This is a genomic window from Nocardia sp. NPDC058244 (assembly GCF_042882065.1).
Lineage (GTDB): Bacteria > Actinomycetota > Actinomycetes > Mycobacteriales > Mycobacteriaceae > Nocardia.
This window is the reverse complement of sequence record NZ_JBHVWX010000001.1, coordinates 129504-146209: the sequence shown is the minus strand read 5'-3', so window position 1 is coordinate 146209 and position 16706 is coordinate 129504. Positions and strand designations below refer to the sequence as shown.

Sequence of the window (16706 nt, the reverse complement as noted above, 5' to 3'; positions counted from 1 at the left end):
CGGTCAGCCGCCGAGCAGGAACGTCGCCAGGGGCACTCCCCGGACGTTCGCCAGCTGCGCCGCCTGCGTCCGGCAGGAGAAGCCGTCCGCCAGGAACGTCGTCCCGTCCGGGGCGGCGCGCAGGGCTGGGAGCAGGGCGCCCTCGGCGACCGCGACCGACACCTCGTAGTGCCCCTGCTGCATGCCGAAGTTGCCGGCCAGCCCGCAGCACCCGGCCAGCTCCTCGACGCTGACGTCCATCGCGGCCAGCAGCTCGCGCTCCGCCGCGAACCCGCCGACGGCGTGCTGATGACAATGCGGCTGCACCACGACCCGCTCCCCCGTACGTCGTGGCGGCCGCCATCCCGGCTGGTCGACGAGGAACTCGGCCAGCGTCCGAACCGCGCCGGCGACCTGCGCCGCCCGCGGATCCTCGGCCAGCAGTTCCGGCAGGTCGGACCGCAGGGCGGCGGTACACGACGGTTCGAGCCCGACGACGAGTCCACCCGCGGCCACGTGGCCGGCCAGCGCCGCCACGGTGGCCCGCAGCCGAGCGCGCGCGCCGTCGAGCTGCCCGGTGGTGATCCACGTCAATCCACAGCAGACCCGAGCCGTGGGGATGCGAACCCGATAACCGAGCCCTTCGAGCAGCACCGTCGCGGCGATCGCGTTCGCCGGAGCGAAGGTGTCGGTGAAGGAATCCACCCACAGCAGCACCGTGCGCTCGCTCCCCGCCGCCGGCCCGGTCGACGGCGCGGGCCCGGTGGCGGCGGGTGTCAGTGCGTCGCTCGTGGTCGCGGGGGTGTCGGCCCGGGAGTGCGAAAGTAGGTGGTGGTGGCGGGTGCGCGAGAGGGCGGTGACCGCGGGTTCGGTGCGGTGGTTGCCGCCGATGTCCTGCCAGATACGGCGGAATGGGGTCGGCGCGAGGACCGGTGCTTCGCGACGGGGATCGATGCCGACCGCGCGCATGGTGGTGCGGCGGAGCAGGGGGCGGGCGGCGAGGGTGTTGGCCAGACGTGGGAAGCGTTGGGCGACAAGGAGCCAGCGGGGGAGCTGGCCGAGGATGTAGTGGTCGAGGGGACGGAAACGGCCTCGGTAGCGGCGGTACAGGGTCTCGGATTTGTAGGTGGCCATGTCGACGCCTGCCGGGCAGTCCGATCCACAGGCCTTGCAGGACAGGCAGAGATCCAAGGATTCCTCGACTGCCGGTGCGCGCCAGTCGAGTTCACCGCGGACGACTTCTTGGAGGACGCGGGCGCGACCCCGGGTGCTGTCCTTCTCGTCGGCGGTCGCCGCGTACGACGGGCACATGAAGCCGCCGGAGACGCGAGTGTCCGCCCGGCACTTGCCGATTCCTACACATCTGTGCACAGCTGTGGACAGATCGCCGGAGTCGTCGGCGAGCGCGAAGCCACCCGCCGAGGCCAGCGGCCGGAGACCGGCGACGCGCAGGTCGGCGTCCACCGGCGCCGGGGCGACCAGCACGCCGGGGTTGAGCACGTCGTCGGGATCGAACAGCGCTTTGAAGCCGGCGAAGGCGGCACGGGCGGCGGGGGAGTACATCACCGCGAGGAGTTCGGATCTGGCGCGGCCGTCGCCGTGTTCGCCCGACAGCGATCCACCGTGGCGCACCACGAGTTCGGCGGCGTCGAACAGGAAGGACCGGAAGCGCCGCGGCGCGTCGGTGATCGGGAAATCGAGGCGGACGTGGATGCAGCCGTCGCCGATATGGCCGTACAGCAGCCCATCGACCTCGTATTCCGCAGTGAGCAAGGCGAATTCGCGCAGATAGTTTCCGAGCCGGGCGGGCGGAACGGCGGCATCCTCCCAGCCGGGCCAGGCCGGTCGGCCGTCCGGCGTGCGCCCCGCCAGACCGGCGCCGTCGGCACGGATGCGCCAGAGTGCCGCCGCCACCGCCGGATCGGTGACGATGCGATGGTCGTCGGCGTTCGCTTCCCGGCACAGCCGCTCGGCCAGCGCGAACGCCTCCGCCGCGCTCGCCCCCGCCGTCTCGACGAACAGCCACCCGCGCCCGCGTGGCAACTCGGGCACGGTGCCCCGATGGGCGCGGACCCGGTCGACCAGACCGGCATCGATGCCTTCCACCGCGATCGGCCCGCAGCCGGTGACGGCGGCGACATCGTCTGCCGCCGTGGCGATATCGGGGTAGCCGAGCACCGTCAGCACAGTGGCGGCGGGCAGCGGGGTGAGGTCGATCTCGGCATCGAGCAGTAGTCCACAGGTGCCCTCGGTGCCGACGAGTGCTTTCGCGATCGACGAACCGCGTTCCGGTAGCAGGTGTTCGAGTCCGTAGCCGGACGACTGCCGATCGAATCGGCCCAGCTCGGTGCGCAGCACGGCGAGGTTGGTCGTGGTGAACCCGGCCAGGCCCGGGACGACGCCGAGGTCGTTTTCGAGCACCCGCTCGACACCCGTCCCGTCGACGACCCGCAGCGACCGCACCCGATCGGAGGTGCGCCCCCAGGCCAGTGCGTGCGGTCCACACGCGTTGTTGCCGATCATCCCGCCCAGCGTGCAGCGGTCCTGGGTGGACGGGTCGGGCCCGAACCGCAGCCCGTCGGGCCGCAGTCGTCGCTGCAGGTCGGACAGCACGACCCCCGGCTGGACCAGGGCCGTGCGCGCCTCGGGATCGACCGCGAGCACGGCCCGCATATGCCTGCTGAAGTCGAGCACGATCCCGCGACCCACGGCATTGCCCGCCACCGAGGTGCCCGCCCCACGGGCGGTCACCGGCAGCCCGTGCTCGCGGGCGAAGACAACGGTCGCGGCGACGTCGGCGTCGTGGCGGGGGAACGCCACCAGCGTCGGCCGGACCCGGTAGTTGGAGGCGTCGGAGGCGTACTCGGCCCGGCGGCGGACCGACGCGTCGACCGCGCCGTCGACCCGGCCGCGCAGGGCATCGGCCAGCAGCTCCGCACTCCGGTCGTCGTCCACCCGACCAGCCTAATCAGCACCGGCGCACGGCTGAGCGAAGCCGGAGGGCCGCCCCGTCCGGCCCACTTTCGCTGTCGGCGGAACGGGCGGCCCCAGGAAAGTATTTGCAGTCAACCTTTGTTGAGGTTTTAGTGTCGGTGGGCAGGAGTTCGATGGGTGGGGAGCGAAGAGGAGTACGGCAGTGAGTATCGAATCGGTGGCCTACAGCCAGATGTACCGGCGGATGAACGCGCCAGAGGAGGAGCGGCCGTTCAGCCTGTCCACCGCGCGGCGCATTCTGCGTTTCGCCGAGGCGCACTGGCGCCGGATCTCGGCGTTCCTGCTGCTCAGCATCGTGGCCGCGGTACTCGGCGTGGCGACGCCGGTGCTCGCCGGTCGCGTCGTCAACGACATCGTCGGCGGCTCGGCGCCGCGCACGGTGGTCCTGCTCGCCCTCGTCATCGCGGGCTTGGCGGTGCTCGACGCCGGGCTCGGCATCGTCATCCGGTGGCTGTCCGCCCGGATCGGCGAGGGCCTGATCCTGGACCTGCGCACCGCCGTGTTCGACCACGTGCAGAAGATGCCGGTCGCGTTCTTCACCCGCACCAGGACCGGCGCGCTGGTGAGCAGGCTCAACAGCGATGTGATCGGCGCGCAGCGCGCGTTCAGCGACACCCTGTCGGGCGTGGTCACCAACCTGGTGACGCTGGCGCTCACGCTGGCGGTCATGCTCAGCATCTCCTGGCAGATCACCCTGCTCGCGCTCGTGCTGCTGCCCGTGTTCGTGATCCCGGCACGCCGGGCCGGTAACCGCCTGGCCGCCATGCAGCGCGAGGCCGCCCAGCTCAACGCCGCCATGAGCACCCAGATGACCGAGCGCTTCTCCGCGCCGGGCGCCACCCTGGTGAAGCTGTTCGGCAGGCCGAAGCAGGAGTCCGCGGAGTTCGCCGTGCGCGCCACCCGGGTCCGTGACATCGGCGTGCGCACCGCCATGCTGCAGACCACCTTCGTCACCTCGCTCACCCTGGTCTCCGCGCTGGCCTTGGCCCTGGTCTACGGCCTCGGCGGCTGGTACGCGCTGCAGGGCAGCCTCGACGCCGGTTCGGTCGTCGCCCTGTCGCTGCTGCTGACCCGCCTCTACACCCCGCTCACCGCGCTGGCCAGCGCGCGCTTGGAGATCATGTCGGCGCTGGTGAGCTTCGAGCGCGTCTTCGAGGTGCTGGACCTGAAGCCGCTGATCGAGGACGCGCCCGGCGCGGCCCCGGTCGCGGACGGTCCGGTCGCGGTGGAGCTGGACGGGGTGAACTTCGGCTACCCCTCGGCCGACAAGGTGTCGCTGGCCTCGCTGGAGGACGTGGCGACCCTGGACACCAGGGGCGGGGTGGAGGTGCTGCACGAGGTGTCGCTGCGCGCCGAGCCCGGTCAGCTGATCGCCCTGGTCGGCTCCTCGGGTGCGGGCAAATCGACCATCGCCCAGCTGGTTTCGCGCCTCTACGACGTCGACTCCGGCGCGGTCCGGCTCAACGGCACCGACGTGCGGGAGCTGACCACCGAGTCGATCCAGCGCACGGTCGGCCTGGTCACCCAGGACGGTCACCTGTTCCACGACACGATCCGGGCGAACCTGCTGCTGGCGCGGCCGGAGGCCACCGAGGACGAACTGTGGGACGCGCTGCGCCGGGCCCGGCTCGGCGAGCTGGTCGACTCGCTCACCGACGGCCTCGACACCGTCGTCGGCGAGCGCGGCTACCGGCTCTCCGGCGGTGAACGGCAGCGCCTGACCATCGCGCGGCTGCTGCTCAAGCAGCCCCGCGTGGTGATCCTCGACGAGGCCACCGCCTCGCTGGACTCCACCTCCGAAGCGGCGGTGCAGGAAGCGCTCACCGAGGCGCTGCAGGGCCGGACCGCCCTGGTGATCGCGCACCGGCTCTCCACGATCCGCTCCGCCGACCAGATCGTGGTGCTCGAACAGGGCCGGATCGTCGAGCGCGGAACGCACGCCGACCTGCTCAACGCCGACGGCCGCTACGCAGAGCTCTACCGGACTCAGTTCGCCGAGGACCCGGTCGCCGTCACCACCGCGGCCTGACCAGCGCGCCCGCCGGCCCCGCCCTCAGGCGGGGTCGGCGTGCCGCAGCGCGGTGACGATGGCCAGCGTCGGCGACCGGCCCGCCTCGGTGTGGCTGAGCATCGCGTACTCGGCCAGCCGTTCGTCACCGGAGGAGATCGCCTCGATGAGATGGCGATGCTCGTCGCGCTGCTCCTCGGTGTCGCGGTCGGCGGTGAGGAAGAACAGCCAGGCCATCCTGGCCAGGATGGTGCGCATCAGCTGGGTGAGCAGACTGTTGCCGGACAGTTCGACGATCGCGCCGTGCAGTTTCGCGTTGGTCTCGGCGATCCGCAGCGGATCACGGGAGTCGGTGGCCACCTGGGCTTCTCGCAGCGCGGCCCGCAGCGGGGCGCTGTCGTGCCCCTGCCGGATGCGGGCGGCCGCGAGCCGGGCGCCGAGCGGTTCCAGCCCGATCCGCACGTCGAACAGTTCCTCGACGGCCGCGCGATCCCAGGAGCGGACGACCGCGCTGCGCCGGGGGAGCGCGCTGACGATGCCGTCGAATTCGAGCAGCGCCAGCGCCTCACGCACCGGCAGCCGCGACGTGCCGAGCATGGCGGCGACGCGGGCCTCCGGTAACTTCTCGCCTTCCCGGTATACCCCGGTGATGATGTTGCGCCGAAGTTCGTCGTAGATCCGCCGGGTCTGGGAGGTGTCGTCGACGGCTTCCGCCGGGCGACGTTGGTCTCGGGCCACGGAGTAAGTCTACGAATATATCTTTGGTCGACCGTTGTTTCGTCTGGTCACACACCGGTTCAGGCCATTCCGCTGCCGGATCCGCGCGCGGGCAATGGCCGAAAAACACCTACTGACCACGAAATATATATCTTTTCGACCAGCCCCATCATTCACCGGACCGAAACGTGCGGAACACGAGCGGGATACACCCGAATCCAATTCTGTATACCGATTAATCATCGGCCACAGAGAGGATGCGAGTTGGCCGTCTATCTCCTCCGCCGCTTCGCGCAGGCGGTGATCACCGTTTTCGCCGTCATCTCGCTGGCGTTCCTGCTCGGCAGGCTGACCGGAAGTCCCGCCGCGTCGCTGCTGCCCGAGACCGCGAGCGAGGCCGACATCGCGGCGCTGAACCACGAACTCGGCTTCGACAAGCCGCCGCTGACCCAGTTCCTCGACTACCTCACCGGCATCCTGTCCGGCGATTTCGGCGACTCCTACCAGCAGACCGGCACCTCGTCGATGTCGCTGGTCCTGCAGCGCCTGCCCGCCTCCCTGCAATTGGGTGTCGCCGGCTTCGCGATCGGCCTTGCGCTGGCCTTCGCCGTCGTGCTCGCCGTTCATCTCAGTGGTCGCTGGTCGCTGCGCGGGGTCGCGCTCGGGATCGGCGCGGCCCGGCTCGCGGTGCCGGACTTCCTGTTCGGCTTGCTGCTGGTCCTGGTGTTCTCGGTGACGCTGGGCTGGTTGCCGTCGCTGGCGGGTGCCGATCCGCTGGCGATCGTGATGCCGGCGGTGACCATCGCGACGGCGCAGTTCGTCGTCTACTCGCGGCTGCTGGACAACTCCCTGGTGTCGGAGAGCGCGCAGGACTACGTGCGCACCGCCTACGCGCGCGGTGAGCGCCGGTCGTCGGTGCTGCTGCGCGATGTGCTGCCCAACGCGCTGTTGCCGGTGCTCACCATCTCGGGAATCACGTTGGGCACCTTGCTCGGCGGCCTGGTCATCGTCGAAAACGTCTTCGCCTGGCCGGGTTTGGGTCAGCTCATGCTCGACGCGGTGTTCAACCGGGACTTCCCGGTGGTCCAGTCCGGGCTGGTGGTGATCGCGACGATCTTCGTGCTCGTCAACTTCGGCATCGACGTCCTCTACGGCGTCATCGATCCGAGGGCGAGGGTCCGGTGAGCCGCCCCCGCAACCTCGCCACGCTCGCCGGCGCCACGATGATCCTGGCCGTCGTCCTGTTCTCCCTGCTCTACCCACTGTTCCCCGGCTACGACCCGTACGCGCAGCAACTCGCGTCGGCGTTCGTGCGGCCGTTCACCGACGGGCGCTACCCGCTCGGCACCGATTCGCTCGGCCGCGATCTGGCGAGCAGGCTGGCGCTGGCCGGGCGGATCACGCTCGGGCTGGTCCTGGTGATCGTGGTGGTCAACGCGCTGATCGGGATGGCGATCGGCACGGTGTCGGGCTACTTCCGCGGCGTCACCGACAACGTGCTGATGGGCGTCGCCGACGTGCAGCTCGCGGTGCCGATGACGCTGGTGATCATGGCCGTGTCGGCCATTCGCGGCCCGAGTACCGCGCTGATGGCCACGATCCTCGGCGTCACCTTCTGGGTCGGCTACGCCAGGGTGGCGCGGTCGGTGGCGCTCGGGCTGTCCGGCCGGGACTTCGTGATCGCGCCCAAGCTGCTCGGCGCGCGGTCGGGCTGGGTGATGCGCAAGCACGTCCTCGGGCATGTCACCGCGCCGGTGCTGATCCTGGCCACCGCCGACCTCGGGAACGTGCTGATCATGATCTCGTCGTTCGACTATCTCGGCCTCGGCGTGCAACCGCCGACGCCGAGTTGGGGCCTGATGATCACCGACGGGCAGAAGTACCTGCGCCAGGCCCCGTATCTGACGATCGTGCCCGCCATCGCCCTGCTGCTCGTGATCGGCGGAACCCTGCTGGCCAGCAGGCGATTCACCGACGAGGGGCAGGGGCTGCGCCGGGTCAGGCGGGCTCCGCGCGGCCGTCGCGGCGCTCTCGCGAAGGAGGTTTCGGCATGAGCGCGCTGTTGGAGATCACCGATCTCACCGTGGGCTACGCGACGGCAACGGGGGAGCGGGTCGTGCTCGTCGATTCGGTGAGCCTGACCCTGGCCGAGGGCGAAGTGCTGTGTCTCGTCGGCGAATCCGGGTCCGGCAAGTCGGTGACCATGCTCGCCGTGCTCGGCCTGCTGCCCGCACCGCTGGAGATCTTCGGCGGCAGTGTGCGTTTCCGCGGCGCCGAGCTCGTCGGCGCCGACGACGAGACACTGCGGCGGCTGCGCGGCGCCGAGCTCGGCATGGTCTTCCAGGACCCGATGACCACGCTCAATCCGGTCCGCCGGGTCGGCACCCAGATCGGTCGCGCGCTCGCGGTCCACCAGCGGCTCGACGCGACGGCGCGCAAGCGGCGGGTCGTCGAACTGCTCGCCGCCGTGGGCATTCCGCAGCCGGCCGAGCGGGCGAAGGCCTACCCGCACCAGTGGTCGGGTGGCATGCGGCAGCGCGCGGTGATCGCCATGGCCATGGCCAACGATCCGGCGGTGCTCATCGCCGACGAGCCGACGACCGCCCTCGATGTGACCATCCAGGCCCAGCTCATGGAGGTGCTGGCGCAGGCCCGTGCCCGCAGCGGCGCGGCGATGGTGCTGATCACGCATGATCTCGGGCTGGTCGCCCAGTACGCCGATCGGGTGGCGATCATGTACGCGGGCCGGGTCGTCGAGTCCGGCACCGTCTGGCAGATCTTCGACGACGCCACCCACCCGTACACCCGGGGACTGCAACGCAGTCTGCTCGGGCAGTCGGGCAGCGCCCGTGCCTATGCCATTCCCGGCTCGCCGCCGTCGCCGACGCGACGTCCGGCCGGATGCGGCTTCGCCCCGCGCTGCGCATTCGCCGGGAAGACCGGCGAATGCGACACCACGGCACCGGTTCTCGTGCCGCTGGCCACCGGCCGCGCGGTGGCCTGTCCGCCCGCGGTCGAGTCCGTATCGATCGAACAGGACCTCTCCGCATGACGACGATCGACGAGCCCGAGGACGTCATCCGCGTCGACGGGCTGGAGGTGAGCTTCACCAGCAGGCGCGGCCTCCTCGGCAAGCGCAGGCTCCGCGCCCTCGACGGCGTGAGTTTCGCGGTGCGCCGCGGCGAGACCTTCGGCCTGGTCGGCGAATCCGGCGGCGGCAAGTCGACGCTGGTCCGCACGCTCTTCGGCATCAACACCCCGAGCGCGGGCTCCATCCGCATCCTCGGCCACGACCTGGCGACCCTGCGCCCGCAGGCCAGGCGCGCGCTGCGCAACCGGGTGCAGCTGGTGTTCCAGGACCCGTACTCCTCCCTCGATCCCCGGATGACCGCGCACGACATCGTCGCCGAGCCGCTGCGCATCGCGGGCGGGTACCGCGAGGAGCGCGTGGTGGAACTGCTCGATCAGGTGGGCTTGGGCCGGGACGCGCTGGCGCGCAAGCCCGCCGAGTTCTCCGGCGGGCAGCGGCAGCGGCTCGGCATCGCCAGGGCGCTCGCCCCGGGACCGGAGGTGCTCGTCCTCGACGAACCCGTCTCCGCGCTGGACGCCTCGGTGCAGGCCCAGGTGATCAATCTGCTGCAGGACCTGCAGGAACAGCTCGGCCTGTCGTATCTGTTCATCGCCCACGATCTTTCGGTGGTGCGCCACCTGTCCGATCGGATCGCGGTGATGCACCTGGGCAAGCTCGTCGAGATCGGCCCGACCGAGGACGTGTTCACCGGCCCGGGGCACCCGTACACGCGGGCCCTGATCGCCTCGGCCCCCGTGCCCGATCCGCACCAGCGCCGCCGCGACACCGCGACGCTGGTGCGCGGCGAACTCCCCGATGCCGCGAACCCACCGAGCGGCTGCACCTTCCGCACCCGCTGCCCTCTGGCCACGCCCGAATGCGCCTCGCACGTACCGCGACTCGAACCACAGGGTCGCACCGACCATGTCGTGGCCTGCCTGCGCCCGCTGGCACGCCCGTCGAAAGGAAAACGATGAAACCGATCACCCGCGGCATGGCGACGGGGCTCGCCGTCCTCGCGTTCACCACCTTCACCCTCAGCGCCTGCGCACCGGCGGGCACCGACACCGCGTCGGCGAAGACGCTGGTCGTCGGCGCGGTGACCGAACCGACGGACGTCCCCGATCCGATCAGCGACGGCTCGCTGGCCGGCTACAACTACTACTTCGCGACCTTCGACCAGCTCGCCCGGTTCGACAGCGAAGGGGTGATCGGCCCGAAGCTCGCTACCAAGTGGGAGCACAACGCCGACTTCACCCAGTGGACCTTCACGATCCGCGACGACGTGAAGTTCCACAACGGCGAACCGCTGAAGGCCTCCGATGTCGCGTTCACCTACAACAAGATCAAGGCCACCCCGACCGGCGATCCGGCCACCTACATGGAGATGTTCACCTCCGCCGCCGTCGGTCCCGGCAACACCGTGGTGTTCAGTCTCAATGCCCCGTTCTCCGCGTGGCCGACGATCACCACCGGCGTCTCGATCGTGCCCGAATCCGTCTACACCGCGCTGGGTTCCGCCGGGTTCGCGGCCGCACCGGTCGGTTCCGGCCCGTTCGTCTTCGATCACTACACGCGCGGCGTCGAATACGCCGTCAAGCGCAATCCGGACTACTGGGGCGAGAAGGCCGCGCTCGAGGCGGTGACCTTCAAGACGGTGGCCGACGCCGACGCCCGGCTCAACGGCGTGCAGTCCGGCAGCCTCGACATCGCGCTGATCGCGCCGAACCAGGTGTCGGCCGTCGACGGTGCCAAGAGCGTGCACATCGAATCCCGGGTCTCCAACGGCGTCACCTTCCTCGGTATGAACGCCACGGCGGGTCCGCTGGCCGACCAGCGGGTCCGCGAGGCGATCGCGCTGTCGATCGACCGCGAGGGCATCGTGAAGACCCTGCTGGCGGGCCGCGCGACGGTCGACAACCAGCTGGTCGCCGAGAACGTCGGCGGGTTCGACCCGAAATACCCGGCGCCGGTGCGTGATACCGCCAAGGCCAAGCAGCTGCTGGCGGCGGCGGGCTACCACGGCACGCCGATCCCGTTCCAGTACGCGACGAACGGGCGCATCCCGCTGAGTTCGGAGATCGCCCAGGCGATCCAGGCCAACCTGGCCGAGGTCGGCATCACCATCACCCTGCAGGGCACCGATCAGAGCAGCCTGTCGCAGATGATCTACACCAAGAAGTCCGCCACCGGGATCTATCTCAACACCTACGCGCCATCCACCATGGACGGTGACGCGCCCATCGCCTCGATGTTCGGCGGGCAGTGGAACGACTACGCGATGCTGCCGGAGACCCAGGCACTGGTCGCCAAGACCAGGACCGTGGCCGGGCAGGCCAGAATCGACGTGTACCGCGAGCTGTTCACCCTCAACGACACGAAGGCGCTGCTGATCGGCCTGTACACACCCGACGCCAGCTATGCCGTCGATCCGGCGCTGCGGTGGAAGCCGAGGGCGGACGGGATGATCACCGTCGACGCCGCGACCTTCGGAAAGGACTGAGTCCATGGGAGATTCGCTGCTGCTCACCGACGTGCGCCCGTGGGGCGGCGACCCGGTGGACGTGCTCGTCGAGGACGGGGTGGTCGCCGCGGTGGCCGCCACCGGAACGACGACGACAGCGGCGGAGCGGGTCGACGGCGCGGGCAGGCTCGTCCTGCCCGCCCTGTCCGATGTGCATCTGCACCTGGATTCCAGCCGCCTCGGTTTGCCGTTCCGCGCGCAGACCGGGGCGCCGGGCCGCTGGGGCCGGATCATGAACGACCGCGAGCACTGGCGTCGCGCGGAGCGCTCGGTGACCGATCGGGCCTCGTTCACCCTCGCCGTCGCGGTCGCCAACGGCGCCACCAGGATTCGCAGTCACGCGCAGGTCGACGCGGATACCGGGCTCGCGAAGCTCGAGGGCGAACTGGCGGCGCGGGAACGCTACGCCGCGGTCTGCGATGTGGAGATCGTGGCGTTCCCGCAGGTCGGCATCCTGCTCGAACCCGGTGTCGTCGACCTCATGGACGCGGCGCTGTCGGCCGGGGCCGATCTGGTCGGCGGGATGGACCCGTGCGAACTCGACCGCGATCCGGTGCGCCATCTCGACGCGGTGTTCGGGCTGGCCGAGAAGCATCAGGCCGGAATCGATATCCATCTGCACGAGGCGGGCGAGCTCGGGCTGTTCACGCTGTCGCTGATCAGCGAGCGGGTGCGGGCGCTCGGGATGACCGGCCGGGTGACGATCTCGCACGCGCGCTGCCTGGCCAGTGGCCTGCCCGGGGTGCCCGCCGCGATCGAGCGGCTGGCGGAGCTCGATATCGCGCTGACGCACGCGGCGGGCGCGCAGGGCTGGGCGTTGCCCCTGCTCGAGCTGGCCGCCGCCGGGGTGCGGGTCGGTGTCGGGATGGACGGCCAGCGGGACTATTGGTCGCCCTACGGCAACGGCGACATGCTCGACCGCGCTTGGCAACTCGCCTTCGTCAACGGGTACGGCTCGGACCAGCACGTGGAACACGCGCTGGCCGTGGCGACCTGGGGTGGGGCGAGCGTGATCGATCGAAGTCTGCGCCCGCTCGATCTGCGCGACCCGCATCCCGGTTTCGCGGTCGGTGATCCGGCGGAGTTCTTCCTGGTCGACGCGGTGAGTCCGACCGCCGCCGTGATGGACCGGCCCGCCGCGCGGACCGTCATCCACCGGGGCGCCGTGGTTTCCGTCGATACCGCGATCGAGGGTTTCGAGATTCCGGGGCGTTTCGGCAGGGAGGGGAGCTGATGACACGGCGCAGCATTCGAGCGCGGCACGTACTCGCGTATTCGCCGATCGACGCCGATGCCGCGGGGAAGTCCGAAGGGCACGTGCTGCTCACCGATGCCGAAGTGGTGGTCGAGGATTCGCGCATCGTGGCCGTGGGGCCGCGCGGCGCGGAACCGGCCGACGAGGTGATCGAACTCGGGGACGCGCTGGTGCTGCCCGGTCTCATCGATCTCGACGCGCTCGCCGATATCGACCACACGATTCTGGACTCGTGGCAGTCCCGCGAGCTGGGCCTCGGCCTGCAATGGTCACGTGACTACGCCACGCATCGACGGCGGGCCGTGTTCGATGCCGAGGAGCGGGCGTTCATCCGCGAATACAGCTTCGTCCAATTGCTGCTGCACGGAGTCACGACGGCGATGCCCATCGCCTCGGAGGTGCACAGCGACTGGGCCGAGACCTTCGACGACGCCGTCGCGATGGCGGAGGCGGCGCAGCGGCTCGGCCTGCGGGTGTACCTGGGGCCCGCGTATCGCTCCGGGGTCAATGTCGTCGACGCGGACGGCACCCGCTCCATCTACTGGAACGAGCGACTCGGCCGCGACGGATTCGACGGTGCGGCACGTTTTCTCGACTGGGCGGCCGTGCGCGGATCCGATCTCGTGCACGGCACGCTGCTCCCGTGCCGGATCGAGACGCTGACCGAGGACCTGATGCGGCGCACAGCCGAACTCGCGTCGGCGACCGGCGTCCTGGTCCGCCTGCACGCGCTCCAAGGGTTGCTCGAGCGCGAGTTCATCGTGGCGCGTTTCGCCGCACCACCGCTGGACGTGCTGGCGCTGACCGGACTGCTCGGGCCGAATCTGCTGATCCCGCACGGTATCTACTTGGACGCGCACCCTCGGGTCGACGCGGACACCGACGACGATCTGGCCACGCTGGCCGCGTCGGGAGCCGCGATCGTGCACTGTCCGCTCACCTCGGCCCGGCACGCCTCGGCCCTGGACACCTTCGACCGGTACCGCGCGGCGGGCGTGCGGATCGCCCTCGGCACCGACTCGTTCCCGCCGGATCTGGTGCGCGGCATCGACCTCGGCGTCACCATCGCCAAACTGCTCACCCACCGGCTCGACGGCGCGACCTACGCCGACTACCTGACCGCGGCCACCCTCGGCGGCGCGGACGCGCTCCGGCGCCCCGACCTCGGCAGGCTCGCGGTCGGGGCGACCGCCGACCTGGTCGGCTTCCGGCTCGACGACCCGCGCGACGGCGTGCTCGACGACCCGATCCGCACCCTGTGCATGAACAGCACCGGGCGCGCGGCGGACTTCGCCATGGTGGCCGGGCGGATCACCCTGCGGGACGGGGTGATTCCCGGTATCGATCTGCCCGCGATGACCCGCCGCGCGCAGGGGCTGTTCGACCGGATGCGCTCGGCCTACGCCGAGCGCGACTACCTACGGAGACCAGCCGACGAGCTGTTCCCCGCGTCGTTCCCGGCGAAGTAGGCCGCGCGCGGCAGGCGTCGCTCAGAACTCGCCCGCGACGCCGATCACCGAGCGACCGGAGTGGGTGCCGTCCTTGATCGACTGCAGCACCGCGCCGACCTCGGTGATCGGGGCGAACGACTCGATCGTCGAGAGATGCTGGGGACGCAGTTCTTTGCCGAGCGCGGTCCACAGCGCGCGCCGCTTCTCGATGGGCAGGAAGACCGAGTCGATGCCGATCAGGCTGACCCCGCGCAGGATGAACGGCAGCACGGTGGCGGGCAGTTCGGCGCCGCCGGTGAGGCCGCTGGCCGCGACGGCGCCGCCGTAGCCGATGGAGCTCAGGACGTGCGCCAGCGAAGCGCCGCCGACACTGTCCACCGCCGAAGCCCACTGCGCCTTGTTGAGCGGGCGCGGCTTGGCGTCCGGGTCGAGCGGGAGGCGGCCGATGACCTCGTTGGCGCCGAGCTCGGCGAGCAGGTCGCCCGCGTCGGTCTTGCCGGTGGAGGCGATGATCTCGAAGCCGAGGCCGGACAGGATGTCGATGGCGACGGTGCCGACACCGCCGGTCGCGCCGGTGACCAGGACCGCGCCGTCGTCGGGGGTCAGGCCGTTGTCGAGCAGGGCCTGCACGCTCATCGCCGCGGTGAAGCCCGCGGTGCCGATGGTGGCGGCGTCGCGGGTGTCCAGGCCGTCCAGGCGCACCACCCACTCGGCGGGCACCCGCGCGTACTCGGCGAAGCCACCGTTGCGGGAGACGCCGATCTCGTAGCCGTGCGCGATCACCTGGTCACCCGGGGCGAAATCGTCGGTCTCGGACGCGACCACCTCGCCGGTGAGGTCGATGCCGGGCACGATCGGATAGTTGCGCACCACGCCGCCGCGCGGGGTGATCGCCAGCAGATCCTTGTAGTTGGCGCTCGAGTAATGGACCTTGATCGTCACCTCGCCTTCGCCGAGGAAATCCTCCCCGACCTGCTCACGAGCGAGCACGATCCCACCGTCGGATTCACGGGCCACCATCGCGGAGTAATCCATGAGTTCGAGCATACGATCAACCGTCCGGCTCGGGCGGCAGGAGTTCCAGCCGGACGCCCAGCAGGCGGACGGGGCGGTCGAGGTCGAAGCGGTCGATGATGGCCAGGGCGGTGTCGACGATGGTGGCGATGTCGGAGGTCGGCTGGGGGAGTTTCCGCTGCTTGCTGCGGGTGTAGAAGGTCTTGGTGCGGACGGTGACCGCGACGCGGGTGCTGATGCGGTGGTGCTCGATCATTTCCTCGGCGACCTCGGTGGCCAGGCGGGCCACTTCGCGGCGGATCTCGTCGGGGTCGGTGAGATCGTGCGGGAAGGTCTCGGACTTGCTGCGGCCCACCGGGATGCGCGGGGTGGTCGAGAGCTCGGTGTCGCCCTTGCCGTGTCCGAGGACCCACAGGTAGGGGCCGGTGTTCGGGCCGAACTCGGCGGCCAGGCGCTGCCGGTCGGCGGCCATCAGGTCGGCGACGGTGACGATGCCGAGGTCGGCCATGCGCTTGGCGATCCGGGCGCCGACGCCCCACAGCGCGTCGGTGGGGCGGTGGCCCATCAGCTCGGCCCAGTTCGCGGCGGTCAGCTCGAACACCCCGGCCGCGGCGCCCGGATCGTGCTCGGGCTCGGCGGAGGTCTTGCCGGTCGACTTGGCGAACCCGGTGGCCAGTTTCGCGGTGAGCTTGTTGTCGCCGATGCCGACCGAGCAGGTCAGGCCGAGCGCGGTGATCGCGCGCCGGATCTCGGCGGCCAAGCGCCACGGATCGTCGTCGGTGGCGACGAAGGCCTCGTCCATGCCCCAGATCTCGACGGCGCCTGCGACCCGGCCCAGGGTCGCCATGATCTCGTCGGAGGCCACCTCGTAGGCGGCCATGTCGACCGGCAGGAAGACACCCTCCGGACACTTGCGCTGCGCCATCTTCAACGGCATGCCGGCGCGCACGCCGAAGGCCCTGGCCGGATAGGACGCGCAGGTGACGACCTTGCGCGGCTGCGCGGGATCGCCTTCGCCACCGACGATGACCGGCTGTCCGCGCAGCTCGGGGCGACGCCGGAATTCCACCGCCGCCTGGAACTGGTCGAGATCGACATGCAGCAGCCACTGGGGCACGGTTGAAGTATTACCGCACGGTACCGACAAAACGGCGCAACCTCCGCACCCGGCGGTGCGGCACTGGCGTACTCGTCACTCACCTTCGGATGGCAATATCCGTAGCGCGCCAACCGATGTCACGACCGAGCTCGAAGAACGGAACACCCGATGCCGACCGAAGCCACCACCCTCGACCTCGACCTGGCCCGCCAGGTACTCGCCGCGCAACCGTTCGCCCGACTCGTCGGCACCGAACTCACGGAATTCGGGGACGGCGCGGCCACACTGGTGATCGAGATCCAGCCCGAGCACGGGCAGCAGTTCGGTTTCGTGCACGGTGGCGTGCTGGCCTACGCGGCCGACAACGCGCTCACCTTCGCCGCGGGCACCGTCCTCGGCCCCAACGTGCTGACCGGCGGCTTCACCATCACCTACCTGCGACCCGCCCTGGGCGAGCGGCTGCGGGTGCACGCCACCGTGCTCGGCGCCACCCGCCGCCAGGCGGTCACCCACTGCGACGTCTACGCCGAGACCGAGGGCGAGGAGCCGATCCTGTGCGCGGTCGCGCAGGGCACGACGCGGCGGGTCGAGAAGG

Annotated in this window: 12 protein-coding genes and 1 pseudogene; 9 read left to right on the top strand and 4 right to left on the bottom strand. The window is 70.5% G+C overall.

The annotated features are described in order from the left end of the window. Positions 1-3: 3 nt before the first annotated feature. Positions 4-2934 carry an FAD-binding and (Fe-S)-binding domain-containing protein gene (locus tag ACFVW6_RS00645; RefSeq protein WP_378824389.1) on the bottom strand — a complete coding sequence of 977 codons (2931 nt, stop codon included), beginning with the start codon at positions 2932-2934 and terminating at the stop codon, positions 4-6. Between the two features lie 181 nt (positions 2935-3115). Here ACFVW6_RS00645 and ACFVW6_RS00640 point away from each other — a divergent pair, with 181 nt between their 5' ends. After that, positions 3116-5002: an ABC transporter ATP-binding protein gene (locus ACFVW6_RS00640; protein ID WP_378824392.1), complete on the top strand. Its 1887-nt coding sequence runs from the start codon at positions 3116-3118 to the stop codon at positions 5000-5002. A gap of 24 nt (positions 5003-5026) precedes the next feature. Here the strand turns inward: ACFVW6_RS00640 and ACFVW6_RS00635 are convergent, their stop codons facing one another. Next, entirely contained in the window at positions 5027-5719 is a 693-nt protein-coding gene (locus ACFVW6_RS00635; protein ID WP_355275209.1) for a GntR family transcriptional regulator, read from the bottom strand. A 243-nt stretch (positions 5720-5962) separates the two neighbouring features. Between ACFVW6_RS00635 and ACFVW6_RS00630 the strand changes: the two genes are divergently transcribed. The 7 genes from ACFVW6_RS00630 to ACFVW6_RS00600 are packed head-to-tail and all read left to right on the top strand — an operon-like array spanning position 5963 to position 14016. Further along, positions 5963-6883 (top strand): ABC transporter permease, encoded by a 921-nt coding sequence (locus tag ACFVW6_RS00630; protein ID WP_355275211.1) that lies wholly within the window; start codon positions 5963-5965, stop codon positions 6881-6883. Beyond that, positions 6880-7752: an ABC transporter permease gene (locus tag ACFVW6_RS00625; protein WP_378824397.1), complete on the top strand. Its 873-nt coding sequence runs from the start codon at positions 6880-6882 to the stop codon at positions 7750-7752. Before ACFVW6_RS00630 ends, ACFVW6_RS00625 begins: the two co-directional genes overlap by 4 nt. Continuing rightward, the gene (locus tag ACFVW6_RS00620) at positions 7749-8750 is read left to right on the top strand and encodes an ABC transporter ATP-binding protein (protein WP_378824400.1); all 1002 of its coding nucleotides are present in this window, start codon (positions 7749-7751) and stop codon (positions 8748-8750) included. Before ACFVW6_RS00625 ends, ACFVW6_RS00620 begins: the two co-directional genes overlap by 4 nt. After that, entirely contained in the window at positions 8747-9745 is a 999-nt protein-coding gene (locus ACFVW6_RS00615) for an ABC transporter ATP-binding protein (RefSeq protein ID WP_378824402.1), read from the top strand. The genes ACFVW6_RS00620 and ACFVW6_RS00615 overlap by 4 nt, the downstream gene beginning before the upstream one ends. Then, complete coding sequence (locus tag ACFVW6_RS00610; RefSeq protein ID WP_378824405.1) at positions 9742-11271, top strand: ABC transporter substrate-binding protein; 1530 nt, start codon at positions 9742-9744, stop codon at positions 11269-11271. Before ACFVW6_RS00615 ends, ACFVW6_RS00610 begins: the two co-directional genes overlap by 4 nt. Before the next feature lie 4 nt (positions 11272-11275). After that, positions 11276-12526: an amidohydrolase family protein gene (locus tag ACFVW6_RS00605; RefSeq protein ID WP_378824408.1), complete on the top strand. Its 1251-nt coding sequence runs from the start codon at positions 11276-11278 to the stop codon at positions 12524-12526. After that, on the top strand, positions 12526-14016 hold the full coding sequence (locus ACFVW6_RS00600) for a chlorohydrolase family protein (RefSeq protein ID WP_378824410.1): 1491 nt from the start codon (positions 12526-12528) through the stop codon (positions 14014-14016). The genes ACFVW6_RS00605 and ACFVW6_RS00600 overlap by 1 nt, the downstream gene beginning before the upstream one ends. 21 nt (positions 14017-14037) lie before the next feature. Here the strand turns inward: ACFVW6_RS00600 and ACFVW6_RS00595 are convergent, their stop codons facing one another. Then, positions 14038-15033: an acryloyl-CoA reductase gene (locus ACFVW6_RS00595; RefSeq protein WP_355275224.1), complete on the bottom strand. Its 996-nt coding sequence runs from the start codon at positions 15031-15033 to the stop codon at positions 14038-14040. Between the two features lie 16 nt (positions 15034-15049). Next, positions 15050-16129 (bottom strand): DNA polymerase IV, encoded by a 1080-nt coding sequence (locus ACFVW6_RS00590; RefSeq protein WP_378824413.1) that lies wholly within the window; start codon positions 16127-16129, stop codon positions 15050-15052. A 150-nt stretch (positions 16130-16279) separates the two neighbouring features. Between ACFVW6_RS00590 and ACFVW6_RS00585 the strand changes: the two are divergent. Beyond that, positions 16280-16687, top strand: a pseudogene (locus ACFVW6_RS00585) (PaaI family thioesterase); the annotation flags it as partial. Positions 16688-16706: the final 19 nt, after the last annotated feature.

Bases quoted from the DNA above. Each gene is read 5' to 3' on its own strand.
- ACFVW6_RS00600 (WP_378824410.1), top strand. From the start codon at position 12,526: ATGACACGGCGCAGCATTCGAGCGCGGCACGTACTCGCGTATTCGCCG.
- ACFVW6_RS00595 (WP_355275224.1), bottom strand. From the start codon at position 15,033: ATGGATTACTCCGCGATGGTGGCCCGTGAATCCGACGGTGGGATCGTG.
- ACFVW6_RS00610 (WP_378824405.1), top strand. From the start codon at position 9,742: ATGAAACCGATCACCCGCGGCATGGCGACGGGGCTCGCCGTCCTCGCG.
- ACFVW6_RS00620 (WP_378824400.1), top strand. From the start codon at position 7,749: ATGAGCGCGCTGTTGGAGATCACCGATCTCACCGTGGGCTACGCGACG.
- ACFVW6_RS00605 (WP_378824408.1), top strand. From the start codon at position 11,276: ATGGGAGATTCGCTGCTGCTCACCGACGTGCGCCCGTGGGGCGGCGAC.
- ACFVW6_RS00615 (WP_378824402.1), top strand. From the start codon at position 8,747: ATGACGACGATCGACGAGCCCGAGGACGTCATCCGCGTCGACGGGCTG.